The organism is Ruegeria sp. YTSA075 (assembly GCF_059610245.1).
Genome location: NZ_JBXWNG010000011.1, coordinates 94,144 through 109,187, shown reverse-complemented (window position 1 = coordinate 109,187; position 15,044 = coordinate 94,144). Strand labels below are relative to the sequence as shown.

The window sequence follows — 15,044 nt, the reverse complement described above, 5'->3', positions numbered from 1 at the left end:
GATGTTGGGTTTCGGGCTTGAGCTGCCCGTCTTTTGATTGGGCCGGCCCTTAGTGCGGGAACGGCCAGAGTCTGAGTTTCTCTTTCGCGACGCGCCACAGCTGTGCCAGCCCATGCGGTTCGAGGATCAGGAACATGATGATCAAAGCACCAACGATCACCAGATTGAGATGCGCCACGATATCCGTGGGCCAGCCCAGCAAATCGACGCCAACCAGCTTCAGAACAACCGGCAGCAACACCAGGAACGCGGCCCCGGCAAAGGATCCGAAGATCGAACCCAATCCACCGATGATGACCATAAACAGCACCAAGAACGATTTCTGAATGCCAAAGACTTCACCGACCTCAACCGCACCCAGATAGACGGCAAAGAACAGCGCTCCGGCCACGCCCACGAAGAATGAGCTGACCGCAAAGGCAGTTAGCTTCGCCTTGAGCGGGTTCACCCCAATGATCTCGGCCGCGATATCCATATCCCGGATCGCCATCCATGTCCGGCCCGTGGTGCCTCGCGTCAGGTTGCGGGCAATGATTGCACAGACGGTCAGGAAGATCAGGCAGAACAGATATGTCGCCCATGCGGGCGCATTAGGCCCGGTGATGATAATGCCAAATACATCGCGCTCTGGCGCATTGATCTGACCCGAGGCCGAGTAGTTGTAGAACCACGGCACCCGGTTGAACAGCCAAACCAGAAAGAACTGCGCCGCCAGCGTGGCCACGGCAAGATAGAATCCTTTGATCCGCAGCGAAGGCAGGCCAAACAGCACGCCAACAATCGCGGTTATGCCACCTGCCAGCAGAACATGGATGAACATGCTGACATCGGGGAACGCCGTCATCAATTTATAGCAGGCATAGGCCCCCACGGCCATGAAGCCGCCAGTACCCAGACTAACCTGTCCGCAATAGCCAACCAGAATGTTCAACCCAATCGCGGCAATCGCATAGATCAGGAAAGGCAGCAGCAAGGCGTTCGCCCAGTAATCATTGATGATGAACGGAATGATGCCAAACGCCACCGCCAGCACGACATAGTAGCGATACCGGTCAAACTTGATCGGGAAGGTTTGGCTGTCAGCAATGTACGAGGTTTTGAAATCCCCGGCCTCACGATAGAACATGCGTCACTTTCCCCATTGTTCCTGTGCCCGACCCCGGGCAGCAGCATCCAGTTGATTGGATCCTTTGGCATATCCGCTCGCCTCGGACGCGCGGACCAGTTTCATGTAAGCCATGATGCCGGTGACCAGCCCGGCAAAAGCCAGGATCGCCGCCACGACCAGTTGACTGTCGCTCAGATCATCCGAGGTAACGGCGATATACCCAAACGCCCAGAACCCGGCCCATGCGATGACGTTGATGATGGCGATCAGCTTGTGCATGGCTAAACCCTTTCGATGATCTTCTCGCCGAACAGGCCCTGAGGTCGGAACACGAGGAAGATCAGCGCCAGCACGTAAGCAAACCAGTTCTCGGTTGCGCCGCCGACCAGCGGTCCGATGGCAAACTCGAACAGCTTCTCGCCCACCCCGATGATCAGCCCGCCGACAATCGCGCCGGGGATCGATGTAAACCCGCCCAGCATCAGCACCGGCAGCGCCTTGAGCGCGATCAGCGACAGCGAGAATTGTACACCTGACTTGGTGCCCCACATAATCCCCGCGACCAGAGCGACGAACCCGGCGACTGACCAGACCATGATCCAGATGAAGTTCAGCGAGATTCCCACGGACAGCGCCGCCTGATGGTCATCGGCCACCGCGCGCATGGCGCGACCTTGCTTGGTGTATTGGCTGAACGCGACCAGAGCTGCCACCAGTAGCGCCGCGATGATCGTCGCCACGATGTCCAGGTTGTCGATGAAGAAGCCATAATCGAAGATGTTAAAGGTCGTCTCGTCGATCCATAGGTTGATGCCTTGCGGCAGGCCCACATCCAGCGTCTTGATCTCAGACCCCCACATCAGATCGGCCACGCCCTCAAGGAAATAGGCTAGCCCGATGGTGGCCATGAACAGAATGATCGGCTCCTGCCCGACCAGATGGCGCATGACGAAGCGCTGCACCGCCCAGGCCAGCAACACCATCACACCCATCGTCAGGATGATCGCCAACAGCGCAGGCACATTCCAGCCAAAGTAGTGGATATGCGTGCCGAATGTAGCGTTGATCAGGTGCGCAAACGGCACCTGACCCTTCATGATCCCAACCAGCGTCATCGCCGCAAACAGGGCCATAACCCCTTGGGCATAATTGAAAATCCCCGAGGCCTTGTAGATTAGCACAAAGCCCAGCGCGACCAGAGCATAAAGCACCCCGGCCATCAGACCGTTGAGGATGACCTCCATCGCAAATACGAGTTGTTCAGGCATCAGTTGCACTCCTCAGGCCACAACCGGCAAGCTTGTTCGGTCTTGTCGATTTTCGTCATCGATATCTGTAGAATTCCGAGATCAGGTTTTTCGAACCCGCGTAGATCACCATACCATCCGGTCACTTTGATGAACTGGTCTTCGAACGGTCGAACCGCCCACGCTGTCGACTCATCGCGATACTTCTGCAATAGGCCTTTGCCTCCGCGTACCGCCCGATAACCTCGGTAAGTGCTAGTTTCGTCCAAGAATTGTTGAGCCCAAAGCTCCTCGAAACTTCTCATACCTCTGGAATCTAACGCGACCAAACGGCATTCGTACGTCATGGGAGAAGCGACAAAAACAGGAGCTATACCGCTCGATAACCAGAACGCATATAGCTCAGCATCTTGGACAGAATCACTTCCTAATGTGTATTTCAAGACCTCACGTAACTGCTGGTATTGTGGGCCCTCAAGCTTCTGAAGAAGCGCGCGAATAGAGATGTCTCCACGCTCAATTTGCGGCGCACAAATCTCTTCGATTGCAGTCTGGTACGAAGCGTACTCAGCGTAAGTTTCGGCACCACTTATGCTGGGCGGTATCATCAATGACAGCGCTGTCGTAAATCGCTTCAGTACATGCGATTCTAGAAGCTGGAGCAGCTTAGTCATGGCTGACCCCCAGATAGGCGTCGATAACCTCTTGGTTGTTGCGCACCTCATCCGGTGTGCCATCGCCGATCTTCTTGCCGTAATCCATCACGACGACCCGATCGCTCAGGTCCATCACCACGCCCATGTCGTGCTCGATCAGAGCAATGGTGGTGCCAAATTCGTCATTCACATCGAGGATGAAGCGGCTCATATCCTCTTTCTCTTCGACGTTCATGCCCGCCATGGGTTCATCCAGAAGCAGCAGCTTTGGCTCCGCCGCCAAGGCACGCGCCAGTTCGACCCGCTTTTTCAGCCCGTAGGGCAGGCGCGAAACCGGCGTTTTGCGGATGTGCTGAATCTCGAGGAAGTCGATGATCCGCTCAACCGCCTCACGATTCTCGGTCTCTTCGGCTTCGGCCTTCCCCTTCCACCACGCCTGTTGAAGGATATTGGTCTTCATAAAGCTCAGGCGCCCGGTCATGACGTTGTCCAGAACGCTCATGCCTTCGAACAAGGCGATGTTCTGGAAGGTCCGCGCAATCCCCTGCTGCGCTACCTCAAACGGCCGCATCGGAGGGCGCTTGGAGCCGTGGAACCAAACCTCCCCTTCCTGCGGGACATAGAACCCCGAGATCACGTTCAGCATCGAGGACTTACCCGCTCCGTTCGGCCCGATAATGGCGCGGATCTCACCCTCGCGAATATCGAACGAGATATCCTTGATCGCCACCACGCCGCCAAATCGCAGGGTGATGTTCTTCATCTCCATCACCACACCGCCGATCTTACGGCCGTCTTCGGTGACATATCCTTCGGAATGATCCAGCATCAGCCTCTCCCAGACCTACGCGAAAACGGGACGGCGGGCGGGGCGATGACCGCAGGTCGAGCGGCGCTCGAACGGCCCATCATTCCGCCGCAACCTTGTGCTGCGTGACCGGCACAACCGGCGCATCAACGATCTCAAGCGTCGCAGAAATCGACCCCTTGCGCCCATCCTCATAGGTCACTTCGGTTGTCGTCGAGACGCTCGGGGACCCGTCATAAAGCGCGGCAATAATGTCGTGGAATTTGTCCTCGACAAAGCCGCGGCGCACCTTGCGGGTCCGGGTCATTTCGCCATCATCAGCATCCAGCTCCTTGTGCAGAACCACAAAACGATGCACCTGACAGCCCGACAACATCTCATCTGCCGCGACCGACTTGTTCACCTCTTCCACATGGGATTTGATCGTCTCCAACACACGTGGATGGCCTGCCAGTTCCTGGTATGACGCATAAGCCACGTTGTTGCGCTCGGCCCAGTTTCCGACCGCCGTCAGGTCGATATTGATAAAGGCAACGCAGCGATCCTTGCCGTTGCCGAACAGCACGACCTCAAGAATATCGGGATAGAACTTCAACTTGTTCTCGACATATTTTGGGGCGAACATCGCCCCATCGGCCATCTTGCCCACATCCTTGGCACGGTCGATGATCCGCAGGTGACCCGAGTTTTCCTCGATGAACCCGGCGTCGCCGGTGGCGACCCAGCCTTCAGCATCCTTGGTCGAGGCGGTGGAATCGGGGTTGTTGTAGTACTCAACAAACACACCGGGCGAGCGATAATAGATCTCGCCATTGTCGCCGATCTTAAGCTCGACATCCGGGGCCGGAACACCAACCGTATCAGCACGCACTTCACCATCCGGCTGGACCGTGATGAACACGGTCGCCTCGGTCTGACCATAAAGCTGTTTCAGGTTGATGCCCAAAGAGCGATAGAAATCAAATATTTCCGGCCCGATCGCCTCACCCGCCGTGTAGCCCACGCGGAAGCGGCCATAGCCCAGCGTATCCTTGAGCGGCCCATAGACCAGCATATTGCCCAGCGCGTATTTCAGCTTGTCGCCAAAGCCCACCGGCTTGCCGTCCAGCAACAGGCCACCGACCTTCTTGGCATGCGCCATGAAGTGATGGAACATATTGCGCTTCAGCTTGCCCGCATCCTCCATCCGGATCATCACATTGGTCAGCTGGCTTTCGAACACGCGCGGCGGGGCGAAGAAATAGGTCGGCCCTATCTCGCGCAGGTCCGTCATCATCGTATCTGCGCTTTCCGGGCAGTTCACGCAGAAGCCGCACCAATAGGCCTGACCAATCGAGAAAATGAAATCCCCAACCCAAGCCATTGGCAGATAAGAAAGAATGTCTTCGTTCCGAGTCAGATGATCGAACTCTGCCGAGTTCTTGGCGCTTTCAATGACATTGCGGTTCGAGAGCACCACACCCTTGGGTTTGCCCGTGGTGCCCGAGGTATAGAGCATAACGCAAGTGTCGTCATAGGTGATCGCCGCAATGCGCTTGTCTAACTCGGCATCAAACCGCGCGTGACCGGCGCTGCCCTCGGCCATGATGTCCTCAAGCGCGTTCATCTGGGAGTGGTCATACTTCCGCATTCCGCGCTTGTCGGTATAGAGGATGTGTTTGACCTGATGCAGGTTTTCCTGAATCTCGACGACCTTATCGACCTGCTCCTGATCGCCACAGACCACATATTTCGCGCCGCAATGTTCCAGCACATAGGCCATCTCTTCGGCGACTGAATCCTGATACAAAGGCACCGGAACTGCGCCCACCATCTGAGCGGCCACCATCGACCAGTAATGCGCCGGGCGGTTACGGCCTATGACAGCGATATGATCGCCCTTCTCAATGCCCAACTCCAGAAACCCTAGCGCAATGGAGCGGATCTCCTTGGCAGCTTCTGCCCAGGTCCAGCATTGCCAGATCCCGAATTCCTTTTCCCGATAGGCCGGGGCATCCCCGAACTGGGTCATATTGCGGTGTAGCAGCGCCGGAAGAGACTGCATCCCTTCAGCGCCCGACTGCGTCTGAGCCAATCTTTCTCTCCTCCCCAACCGACCCCTCCCCGAGGTCGGAAACGACAGGCCGGGGCCATGCCCCGAATGCCGATGCCCCGATAAGGGACGCGGGAAAGATCAACGTCAAGTTTTGCCTGATGTTTTCTCAATTCTTACGAATTGTAACAGGCATTGGACGGTGAGAATTCCTCAAGATGTGTAAGTCGTGTCATTGTACGGACCAACCAGGGGCTGGTTCGGTTTTAGCGCGAGCACCTGGAACCTTCGTGAAAAAACTCATCCACTCAAAGGCCGCTGAAACAAGTTAACACTTACGCCACTACACCACGAACGGAATTCGGGACCAACCCGGAACACTGCTCAGAAAATCCCACAGCGCGACAACCAACCCCTTTTTATCGAGAAGCGCTAGACAATACTGGCTATCCGATCAATATGAGGTGGCCTTCAAATTACTTCAGGACAGAAGCTTGGGACTACGGCGATACATTAGACGGCATTTTTGCCCTAAAACGCAAACTCAGGTATACCACGCCGGTGCCGGGCATCCGCTGTATAATTACACCTGCGAGTTCCCAGCCATGGACCTGATCCGTGATTTTGCCGAACCTGACCCACAAGCAAGTGACGGGTTGATAACCAACTTCCTTGGCGTCAGGATTGAACCTCGCGTGATGCCCAGCATTCTGGAACCGATGGCAGGTTCGGTCGAGGCGATCCCTGATCCGGGAAACTGGCATGCTGACATCGCAGAGTGGGCGGCGGCACTTCTGTCCGTGAAAGAGGCCTCTGGCACTTACAGAATAATCGAGCTTGGATGTGGTTGGGCCTGCTGGTTGAACAACATGGGTTTCGTTGCAAAAAAGAGAGGCTTGACCGTTGATCTGATCGGTATTGAAGGTGACGGTTCTCATCTTGCGAATGCCGAGCGAACGTTTCAGTTGAACGGCTTCAATCCCAGCGAATACCGTCTGGTCAACGGAGTTGCTGCCAGTAAGGAAGGGATTGCCCTTTTCCCGAAACTTCCAAGCGGGCACGAAAAATATGGTGCAGAACCGATTTTCTATCCGAACGATGAGGTCCTGGCCAAACACCGTGCCGAAGGCAACTATACCGAGCTGGATTGTTATACGCTCGAGAATCTCTCAGATGGCAAAGCCGTCGATTTGCTGCATATCGACATTCAGGGATCAGAGCTGGACTTTGCGCAGAACAATTTCGAAAGCATAGAAAGACTTGTAAAGCGTGTGTTTATAGGAGCGCACTCTCGTTATCTTGAAGGCGCCTTGCAGGAATTTTTCCTGTCAAAAGGATGGAAGCTTGAGATGGATCGCCCACTTATTCATAAGTTGATCCAAGGGAGTCCACGGATCGAAACGGATGGCGTATTGCTGTTTAAGAACCCGAACCACAACAAGCTGCCGCTGCACTGAAAAGATTGCGGTCTGACTCTGAAGGCTTTCACAATCGGCTTTTTTCGCGGCGTGAGAGCGCCTGGATAGTCTTTTGTCCACTCTTAATGTCCACCTATTAGCAGATTTTGAGGGTCATCCATTGATCGTCCGTGAAAATTTGCCTCGTCAATTGGCACGACGATAGCGAACGACGTAACAAACCCTGACCCTGATCGCTGCGGCCTCAGTTGAGGACAAGAGGCTCGATCAGCGTCAAGTTTTGCCTGATGTTTTCTCAATTCTTACGAATTGTAACAGGAGGGCGCCGCGAACCGCCCCAACCTCAAAACCCCTTCTTTTCAAGACGTGTCGGCAATGCTATGGGGGCTGACACACAGTCTGGCGATGGCGTCGCCGGATACCACTCGTGTTCACCCCACATCCTGTACGCCGGGACTTTCAATCACGGGATTGAGGGCCCCGCCCCGATCTCTGCCACAGCAGGAGGCAATCATGGCCTGGTCGCCAGACAAAACCGAAGTCAAAAGCTGGAACGAATGGGACACCCTGCGCCACGTCATCGTGGGCCGCGCAGATGATTGCCACATTCCACCCGAAGAACCTGCGCTGGACGCCAAAGTGCCGGAAGACAGCGACATGCGTGGCCAGTGGGGCCGCCGTCCGCAGGAAACGATCGACCGGGCCAATGAGCTGCTCGACACTTTCGCCGATCAACTTCGCAACCGCGGAATCCGCGTGGATCGCCCCACGTCCATCGACCATTCGCAACCGGCCACCACACCGGATTTTCACACCGACAGTCAGTTTGGCTGCATGCCGCCGCGCGATGTGCTGTTGACCGTTGGACACGAAATCCTCGAAGCGACAATGTCCTATCGCTGCCGCTGGTTCGAATACCTGAACTATCGCCCGCTGATGCAACAATATTGGGATGAAGACCCCAGTTTCCGGCACGAGGCCGCACCCAAGCCGCGCCTGACCGATGCGGACTACCATCCCGATTATCTGAGCGAGAAAATCGGCGTCGAAAAGCGCCTGCAATGGGCGGCTGAGAAGTTCTTTGTCACCACCGAAGAAGAGCCGCTGTTCGACGCCGCCGACGTGCTGCGGTTTGGCCGTGATCTGGTGGTGCAGCATGGATTTACGACGAACCTCAAGGGCATCGAATGGCTACGCCGTCACTTCCCCGATCACCGCGTCCACACGGTGAACTTCCCCGGCGATCCCTACCCGATCCATATCGATGCCACCTTCACACCGCTGCGCCCCGGCCTGATCCTGAACAACCCACAACGACGCCTGCCCGAAGACCAGCGCGGCATGTTCGAGAAAAACGGATGGGAGATCGTGGACGCCGCCCAACCTGCCCACAACACGCCGCCGCCGCTCTGCTATTCCTCGACCTGGCTGTCGATGAACGTGCTGGTGCTGGACCCGAAAACCGTCTGTGTCGAGAAGTCCGAGGTCTATCAGGCCGAGCAGATGGACAAGCTGGGCATGGAAGTAGTCGAAGTCGAGCTGCGCGACGCCTACGCCTTTGGCGGCGGTCTGCATTGCTGCACGGCGGATGTCTATCGCGATGGCGAGTGCGAGGATTACTTTCCCAATATGTAGGGTTTTCGGTTTGAAAACAGGGTGCCCGGGTTATGCTCGGGCATCTGCACTCAGGCACGAAGACGGTGCCGCATAGGTGTTGTGGTAAAGGAAGCGATGAGCACAAAGCGACGAATTTCCTCTCGGCGGCTAGGTAAGTATATAGGCCCCTAAATCAAAGACTGATAAATCGACTGCAATAATCGAGAACGCGAACGCAGCGCGTCTAGAGGTCAACATCGCCTAAACTACGCGGTGTGGGCCACAAAGAAGGACATTCAGTCTGCTCGTCAAACCAACCCGCGCGTATCCCATGACTTTCAAAATAGGCCGCTGTAGACCACATCGCAAAACCAAAGCCCACGAGCGTGAGAAACTTATAAACAAACGGACGATCTTCTCGGGAGAGCGGTATCTTACCGGGTTTTGGGCTAGCGCCAGTCACAGCCGCTTTCTGCTTAAATTTCCGCTGAAACGAGAAAAACGCGATTAGTATGGCTACGACAAACGCGTAGAAGGATAAACCATATCCCAAACATCCGACAGACCCAGCCCCTATAGACACTGCGATATCTTCCATATCCAATTTCTCGTTTGCTCGTCTGAAATTAGGTGTGCCAAATCTGGCCCGCGCTATTATGGACGCGGTCAAAACTTCAAACTAGAGCGGATTCTGGAGCGAACGCAGCGTAAGCCCGTTCTGTCCATAAATCGGACAAATAGCCACAACCCTGTCACCAACCCGCAACTACAACCAATCCCGCAAAATCGGGATCAGGGGTACATCCGCCGCAGGCATCGGGTAATTCCGCAGATCGTTCGCGCGCACCCATTTCAAAGCCTGACCTTCCTTAGACTGCGGAATCCCCTCCCATTTGCGGCAGGCAAACAGCGGCATAAGCAAATGGAAATCGTCATAGCTGTGGCTGGCGAAGGTCAGCGGCGCGAGGCATGAGGTCCAGGTATTGATGCCCAGCTCCTCTTCCAACTCGCGGATCAAGGCGGCCTCGGGGGTTTCGCCGGGTTCGATTTTGCCGCCGGGGAATTCCCACAGACCGGCCATGGATTTGCCCGCGGGGCGTTGGGCCAGCAGGACGCGGCCTTCAATGTCGATCAGGGCGACAGCGGATACCAGAACCGTTTTCACGAGCGATAATCCGCGTTGATCTCGATATAGCCATGGGTCAGATCGCAAGTCCAAACAGTGGATTGCCCCTCACCCAGCCCCAGATCGACAGCGATCACAAGGTCCTGACCTTTCATGTACGCGGCCACGTCTTCTTCGCGATAATCGGGACTAACCCAGCCTTTTTCGGCCACAAGGATATCTCCGAACGAGATTCTTAGGCGGTCGCGGTCGGCGGCGGCACCGGATTTGCCGATGGCCATAACCACGCGGCCCCAGTTCGGGTCCTCACCCGCAATCGCCGTTTTGACAAGAGGCGAGTTGGCGATGGCCAGCCCGTGGATCTTGGCATCGGCATCGGTGGCCGCACCGGTCACGCGGATTTCCACAAATTTCGTGGCCCCTTCGCCGTCGCGCACAACCTGCTGCGCGAGGTCCAGCATCACCGTTTCAAGCGCTTCGGCAAATGCAGCATTTCCAGTGGCATCAACGCCAGAGGCCCCGGTGGCGCATAAAAGCAGGCTATCCGAGGTTGAGGTATCGCTATCGACGGTAATGCAGTTAAACGTCCGGTCTGTCTGCGCCCCCAGCATCGCTTGCAACGCGGATTGGTCTACCTGCGCGTCGGTGAAGATATAGACCAGCATCGTCGCCATATCCGGCGCGATCATGCCTGACCCCTTCGCGATCCCCGCAATAGAGACTGTCTTACCATCAATCTCGACCTGCGCACTCGCCCCTTTTGGGAAAGTATCCGTGGTCATGATGGCGCGCGCCGCATCTTCGATCGCATGACGGCTGAGGCCTGATTTCAACGCCTCAAGCTGCGCAACGATCTTGTCATGGGGCAAAGGCTCACCAATCACACCGGTGGATGAGGTAAAGACCCGCTCAACCGGTACTCCGGTCGCTTTGGACACGGCCAGCGTGACTTCGGCGACCGATGTCTGGCCATAGTGACCAGTAAAGGCGTTGGCGTTGCCCGAGTTCACCAGGATCGCCGCCGGGCCATCGCAAGGCCCGCCGATCTTGTCCTGACAATCCAGCACAGGCGCCGCGCGGGTGGCGGATCGGGTGAACACCCCGGCGACCGAGGTGCCGGGGTCCAGAACGGCCAGCATAACGTCGGTTCGACCCTGATACCGCACCCCGGCCTCAACGGTGGCGAACCGCACCCCGTCGATTGAAGGCAGGTCAGGGAAACCAGCAGGGGCCAGCGGCGAAACCTTGGTGATCGTGGCCACGAAGATTACTCCTGAATCAGGTCCAGTTGGCGGATGATCTCGGGGCCCGCCCCTTCCAGCGGTGCGCGTTCGATCTGCGCTTGCTGGGTCAGCTCATCAATCCGCGCTTGGATCGCGTCCTGCTGCAGGGTCTCGGCCAGTTCATCCCGAACCGCATCCAGTGCGGGCGCTTCTGATTTGCGTTTGTCGTTCAAAATCACCAGATGCCAGCCAAATTGGGTTTGAACCGGGTCCGAGATTTGACCCTTTGCCAGACCAACGACAGCGTTTTCGAATTCTGGCACCATTTGACCCTTGCCGAACCAGCCCAGCGATCCGCCATTCGGACCGGACGGCCCGGTGGAATGTTCGCGCGCCATCTCGGCGAAATCCGCACCGTCATCCAGCTGTGCCTTGATGGTTTTGGCTTCGTCTTCGCTCTCGACCAGAATGTGGCTGGCATCGAACTCGTCTTCACCTTCGAACTCGGCATATTGCGCGTCATAGGCGGCCTGTATGGCCTCGTCCGTTACAACTGAGTCGGTCAGGGCGCTGACGGTCTGCACCGCCAGCAAGGACCGTTTTTCGTTGTCCAGTGTCAGCGCGTTCTGCGATGTCAGCTCTTGCTGTTGCTGACCCAGCAACTGCTGTTGGATCAATTGCTCAAGCACGAAATCATACAGAACGTCATCTTCGATCTGCTGATATTGCGGCGGCAGCGCCGCGACAGTGGCGATGATGTGACCCAAAGTGATCTCATCGCCGTTGACCCGTGCCAATACGGTGCTGGCGTCAGACTTGGTTTCGGCGGCCAACGGCAGCGCCATCATGGCAGCCAGAGCCAGCGATGGCAGAAAAGTGAGGCCTTTGGGCATGGAATCTTCCTATTTCTTTGCCGCGACAGGGCGCGGCGTTGACACTTCAGAACCTGCCGCTTACATCGCTTTGAAGCCTTGGACAGGGCCGCCTTTCACCCCCCGTATCTATGGGTTGAGCGCAAGGTGGGCAAGCCTGTCGCAACCAAGACAAGAACAGATCCGCTGGAGTGAACATGCTGGGACTCGGAACGCTCGCCAAAAAGGTGTTCGGAACACCGAACGACCGCAAGATCAAGGCGACCCGCCCGCTGATCGCACAGATCAATGCACTGGAGCCCGAGTTCGAGAAACTCTCTGACGATGGTCTAAAGGAAAAGACCGAGGAACTACGCAAACGCGCGCTGGACGGTGAAAGTCTGGATGCGATGCTGCCCGAAGCCTTTGCCAATGTCCGTGAAGGCGCGCGCCGGGCGCTGGGTTTGCGCGCCTTTGACGTGCAGTTGATGGGCGGCGCCTTCCTGCATCAGGGCAATATCTCGGAAATGAAAACGGGTGAGGGTAAGACGCTTGTTGCCACTTTCCCCGCCTATCTGAACGCTTTGACCGGCAAGGGTGTGCATATCGTCACCGTCAACGAATATCTCGCCAAGCGGGACGCGGAATGGATGGGCAAGGTGTTTGCCGCGCTGGGTATGACAACCGGTGTGATCTGGTCGGGCCAGCCTGATGCAGACAAAAAAGCCGCCTATGCCTGTGACGTGACATACGCCACAAACAATGAGCTGGGTTTCGACTACCTGCGTGACAACATGAAGGCCGATCTGGGTGAGATTTACCAGAAACACCACAATTTCGCGATTGTGGATGAGGTGGATTCGATCCTGATTGATGAGGCGCGGACACCGCTGATCATTTCGGGGCCGTCACAGGATCGCTCGGATCTGTATACTGCGATTGACGCACTGATCCCGTCGCTGAGCGATGAGCATTTCACGCTGGACGAAAAGTCCCGCAACGTGACCTTCACCGATGAAGGCAACGAATTCCTTGAACAGCAACTGATCGAGGCAGGTCTGATCCCCGAAGGGCATTCCCTGTATGATCCTGAAAGCACGACAGTGGTGCACCACGTGAACCAGGGCCTGCGCGCGCATAAGCTGTTCCAGCGCGACAAGGATTACATCGTCCGCGATGGCAATGTCGTTCTGATCGACGAATTCACCGGCCGGATGATGCCGGGTCGCCGCCTGTCAGAAGGTCTGCACCAGGCCATCGAAGCCAAGGAAGGTGCACCGATCCAGCCCGAAAACGTGACGCTGGCCAGTGTGACCTTCCAGAACTACTTTCGCCTGTATGGCAAGCTGGGCGGCATGACCGGTACAGCGCTGACCGAGGCTGAGGAATTCGCTGAAATCTACGGTTTGGGCGTGGTCGAAGTGCCGACCAACAAGCCAATTGCACGTCTGGATGAAGACGATCAGGTCTATCGCACCGCAATGGAAAAATACGGCGCGATCATAAAAGAAGCCAAAGAGGCCAGCGCAAAAGGTCAGCCTGTTCTGATCGGCACCACTTCGATTGAGAAATCCGAAGTTCTTAGCCAGATGCTGAGTAAGGAAAAGATCGAACACAACGTTCTGAACGCCCGCCAGCACGAGCAAGAAGCGCAGATCGTGGCAGATGCGGGCCGCTATGGGGCGGTGACCATCGCCACCAACATGGCCGGTCGTGGCACCGACATTCAGCTGGGCGGCAACGTGGAAATGAAGGTTCTTCAGGCTCTGGCCGAGAACCCTGAAACCGACCCGGCCGAACTACGCACGGCAGAAGAGGCCAAACACGCAGAAGAAAAACAAAAGGTTCTGGATGCTGGCGGTCTATATGTCATGGCATCCGAGCGCCACGAAAGCCGCCGGATTGACAACCAGCTGCGTGGTCGTTCGGGCCGTCAGGGTGACCCGGGCCGCACCGTATTCTACCTAAGCCTCGAAGACGATCTGATGCGCATCTTTGGCTCAGAACGGCTGGACAAGGTTCTGACCACACTGGGCATGAAAGAAGGCGAAGCGATTGTACACCCTTGGGTGAACAAGTCGCTTGAGCGCGCGCAATCCAAGGTCGAAGGCCGCAACTTTGACATGCGCAAAAACGTTCTGAAATTCGACGATGTGATGAACGATCAACGGAAAGTGGTCTTTAGCCAACGGCGCGAGATCATGTCGGCAGACGACCTGTCCGAGATCGTCTCGGATATGCGCGAGCAGGTGATCGACGATCTGATCGACGAATATATGCCGCCGAAATCCTATGCGGATCAGTGGGATACCGAGGGTCTGCATGAGGCAATCAAAGACAAGCTGACCATCGACGCACCGGTTCAGGACTGGGCCGCCGAAGAAGGCGTGGATGATGAACAGGTGCGCGAACGTCTGATCAAGTCCGCCGACGAAATGATGGCGCAGAAGGCTGTGGCCTTTGGCCCAGAAAACATGCGCAACATCGAAAAGCAGGTGCTGCTGCAAACCATCGACAGCAAATGGCGCGAGCATCTGCTCACGCTGGAACATCTGCGCTCGGTTGTTGGATTCCGGGGCTACGCCCAGCGCGATCCGCTGAACGAATACAAAACCGAAAGCTTCCAGCTGTTCGAAGGCATGTTGGACAGCTTACGCGAAACCGTGACACAGCAACTGTCACGCGTACGTCCGCTGACCGAGGAAGAGCAGAAAGAGATGCTGGCGCAGATGGCGGCACAGCAGGCTCAGACGCAAGCGGCGGTGGATCAGGCAACTGACCGAGCCGAGGCCAAAGCCGAAGCCGCCGCATCGGGTGACGCACTGCCCGGCTTTGACGAAACTGATCCGTCAACATGGGGGAACCCGTCGCGCAATGACCCTTGCCCTTGCGGATCGGGCAAGAAGTTCAAACATTGCCACGGTCGGTTAACCTGACGTCATCGACACCTTGATCACAATGAGTCCGTTTCGAGGACAC

At 56.5% G+C, this 15,044-nt stretch carries 12 protein-coding genes; 3 read left to right on the top strand and 9 right to left on the bottom strand.

From position 1 onward, the window contains the following. Positions 1 to 49: 49 nt before the first annotated feature. From AC2FGE_RS17265 to AC2FGE_RS17240, 6 genes are all read right to left on the bottom strand, one after another. On the bottom strand, positions 50 to 1,126 hold the full coding sequence (locus AC2FGE_RS17265) for a branched-chain amino acid ABC transporter permease (protein ID WP_480550539.1): 1,077 nt from the start codon (positions 1,124 to 1,126) through the stop codon (positions 50 to 52). Between the two features lie 3 nt (positions 1,127 to 1,129). After that, positions 1,130 to 1,387, bottom strand: coding sequence for a hypothetical protein (locus AC2FGE_RS17260; protein WP_480550537.1), 258 nt, complete (start codon positions 1,385 to 1,387; stop codon positions 1,130 to 1,132). A gap of 2 nt (positions 1,388 to 1,389) precedes the next feature. Continuing rightward, positions 1,390 to 2,376 carry a branched-chain amino acid ABC transporter permease gene (locus AC2FGE_RS17255; protein WP_496820490.1) on the bottom strand — a complete coding sequence of 329 codons (987 nt, stop codon included), beginning with the start codon at positions 2,374 to 2,376 and terminating at the stop codon, positions 1,390 to 1,392. Beyond that, a complete protein-coding gene (locus AC2FGE_RS17250; RefSeq protein ID WP_496820489.1) occupies positions 2,376 to 3,029 on the bottom strand; it encodes a hypothetical protein in 654 nt (217 codons plus the stop codon). Before AC2FGE_RS17250 ends, AC2FGE_RS17255 begins: the two co-directional genes overlap by 1 nt. Further along, positions 3,022 to 3,840 carry an ABC transporter ATP-binding protein gene (locus AC2FGE_RS17245; protein WP_496820488.1) on the bottom strand — a complete coding sequence of 273 codons (819 nt, stop codon included), beginning with the start codon at positions 3,838 to 3,840 and terminating at the stop codon, positions 3,022 to 3,024. Before AC2FGE_RS17245 ends, AC2FGE_RS17250 begins: the two co-directional genes overlap by 8 nt. 79 nt (positions 3,841 to 3,919) lie before the next feature. Next, the gene (locus AC2FGE_RS17240) at positions 3,920 to 5,863 is read right to left on the bottom strand and encodes an AMP-binding protein (protein ID WP_496820507.1); all 1,944 of its coding nucleotides are present in this window, start codon (positions 5,861 to 5,863) and stop codon (positions 3,920 to 3,922) included. 593 nt (positions 5,864 to 6,456) lie between these two features. On the opposite strand from AC2FGE_RS17240, the gene AC2FGE_RS17235 reads away from it, so the two are divergent. Together AC2FGE_RS17235 and AC2FGE_RS17230 are read left to right on the top strand one after the other, a co-directional pair. Next, complete coding sequence (locus AC2FGE_RS17235; protein ID WP_496820487.1) at positions 6,457 to 7,308, top strand: class I SAM-dependent methyltransferase; 852 nt, start codon at positions 6,457 to 6,459, stop codon at positions 7,306 to 7,308. A 474-nt stretch (positions 7,309 to 7,782) separates the two neighbouring features. After that, positions 7,783 to 8,904, top strand: a complete 1,122-nt coding sequence (locus AC2FGE_RS17230; RefSeq protein WP_496820486.1) for a serine/threonine protein kinase — start codon at positions 7,783 to 7,785, stop codon at positions 8,902 to 8,904. A 727-nt stretch (positions 8,905 to 9,631) separates the two neighbouring features. On the opposite strand, the gene mutT is transcribed toward AC2FGE_RS17230, so the two are convergent. Genes mutT through AC2FGE_RS17215 form a run of 3 tightly spaced genes read right to left on the bottom strand, consistent with a single transcriptional unit; the run spans position 9,632 to position 12,107 of the window. Further along, positions 9,632 to 10,030 (bottom strand): 8-oxo-dGTP diphosphatase MutT, encoded by a 399-nt coding sequence (mutT, locus tag AC2FGE_RS17225; protein WP_496820485.1) that lies wholly within the window; start codon positions 10,028 to 10,030, stop codon positions 9,632 to 9,634. Beyond that, positions 10,027 to 11,253, bottom strand: a complete 1,227-nt coding sequence (gene argJ / locus AC2FGE_RS17220) for a bifunctional glutamate N-acetyltransferase/amino-acid acetyltransferase ArgJ (protein ID WP_496820484.1) — start codon at positions 11,251 to 11,253, stop codon at positions 10,027 to 10,029. The genes mutT and argJ overlap by 4 nt, the downstream gene beginning before the upstream one ends. 5 nt (positions 11,254 to 11,258) lie before the next feature. After that, positions 11,259 to 12,107: a peptidylprolyl isomerase gene (locus tag AC2FGE_RS17215; protein ID WP_496820482.1), complete on the bottom strand. Its 849-nt coding sequence runs from the start codon at positions 12,105 to 12,107 to the stop codon at positions 11,259 to 11,261. Between the two features lie 176 nt (positions 12,108 to 12,283). Between AC2FGE_RS17215 and secA the strand changes: the two genes are divergently transcribed. Continuing rightward, positions 12,284 to 15,001: a preprotein translocase subunit SecA gene (gene secA, locus AC2FGE_RS17210; protein WP_496820481.1), complete on the top strand. Its 2,718-nt coding sequence runs from the start codon at positions 12,284 to 12,286 to the stop codon at positions 14,999 to 15,001. Positions 15,002 to 15,044 lie beyond the last annotated feature (43 nt).

What these genes read in the sequence shown, in the direction of transcription:
- AC2FGE_RS17265 (WP_480550539.1), bottom strand. Translation starts at nt 1,126, where the DNA reads ATGTTCTATCGTGAGGCCGGGGATTTCAAAACCTCGTACATTGCTGAC.
- AC2FGE_RS17260 (WP_480550537.1), bottom strand. Translation starts at nt 1,387, where the DNA reads ATGCACAAGCTGATCGCCATCATCAACGTCATCGCATGGGCCGGGTTC.
- AC2FGE_RS17255 (WP_496820490.1), bottom strand. Translation starts at nt 2,376, where the DNA reads ATGCCTGAACAACTCGTATTTGCGATGGAGGTCATCCTCAACGGTCTG.
- AC2FGE_RS17250 (WP_496820489.1), bottom strand. Translation starts at nt 3,029, where the DNA reads ATGACTAAGCTGCTCCAGCTTCTAGAATCGCATGTACTGAAGCGATTT.
- AC2FGE_RS17245 (WP_496820488.1), bottom strand. Translation starts at nt 3,840, where the DNA reads ATGCTGGATCATTCCGAAGGATATGTCACCGAAGACGGCCGTAAGATC.
- AC2FGE_RS17240 (WP_496820507.1), bottom strand. Translation starts at nt 5,863, where the DNA reads ATGCAGTCTCTTCCGGCGCTGCTACACCGCAATATGACCCAGTTCGGG.
- AC2FGE_RS17235 (WP_496820487.1), top strand. Translation starts at nt 6,457, where the DNA reads ATGGACCTGATCCGTGATTTTGCCGAACCTGACCCACAAGCAAGTGAC.
- AC2FGE_RS17230 (WP_496820486.1), top strand. Translation starts at nt 7,783, where the DNA reads ATGGCCTGGTCGCCAGACAAAACCGAAGTCAAAAGCTGGAACGAATGG.
- AC2FGE_RS17215 (WP_496820482.1), bottom strand. Translation starts at nt 12,107, where the DNA reads ATGCCCAAAGGCCTCACTTTTCTGCCATCGCTGGCTCTGGCTGCCATG.
- secA (WP_496820481.1), top strand. Translation starts at nt 12,284, where the DNA reads ATGCTGGGACTCGGAACGCTCGCCAAAAAGGTGTTCGGAACACCGAAC.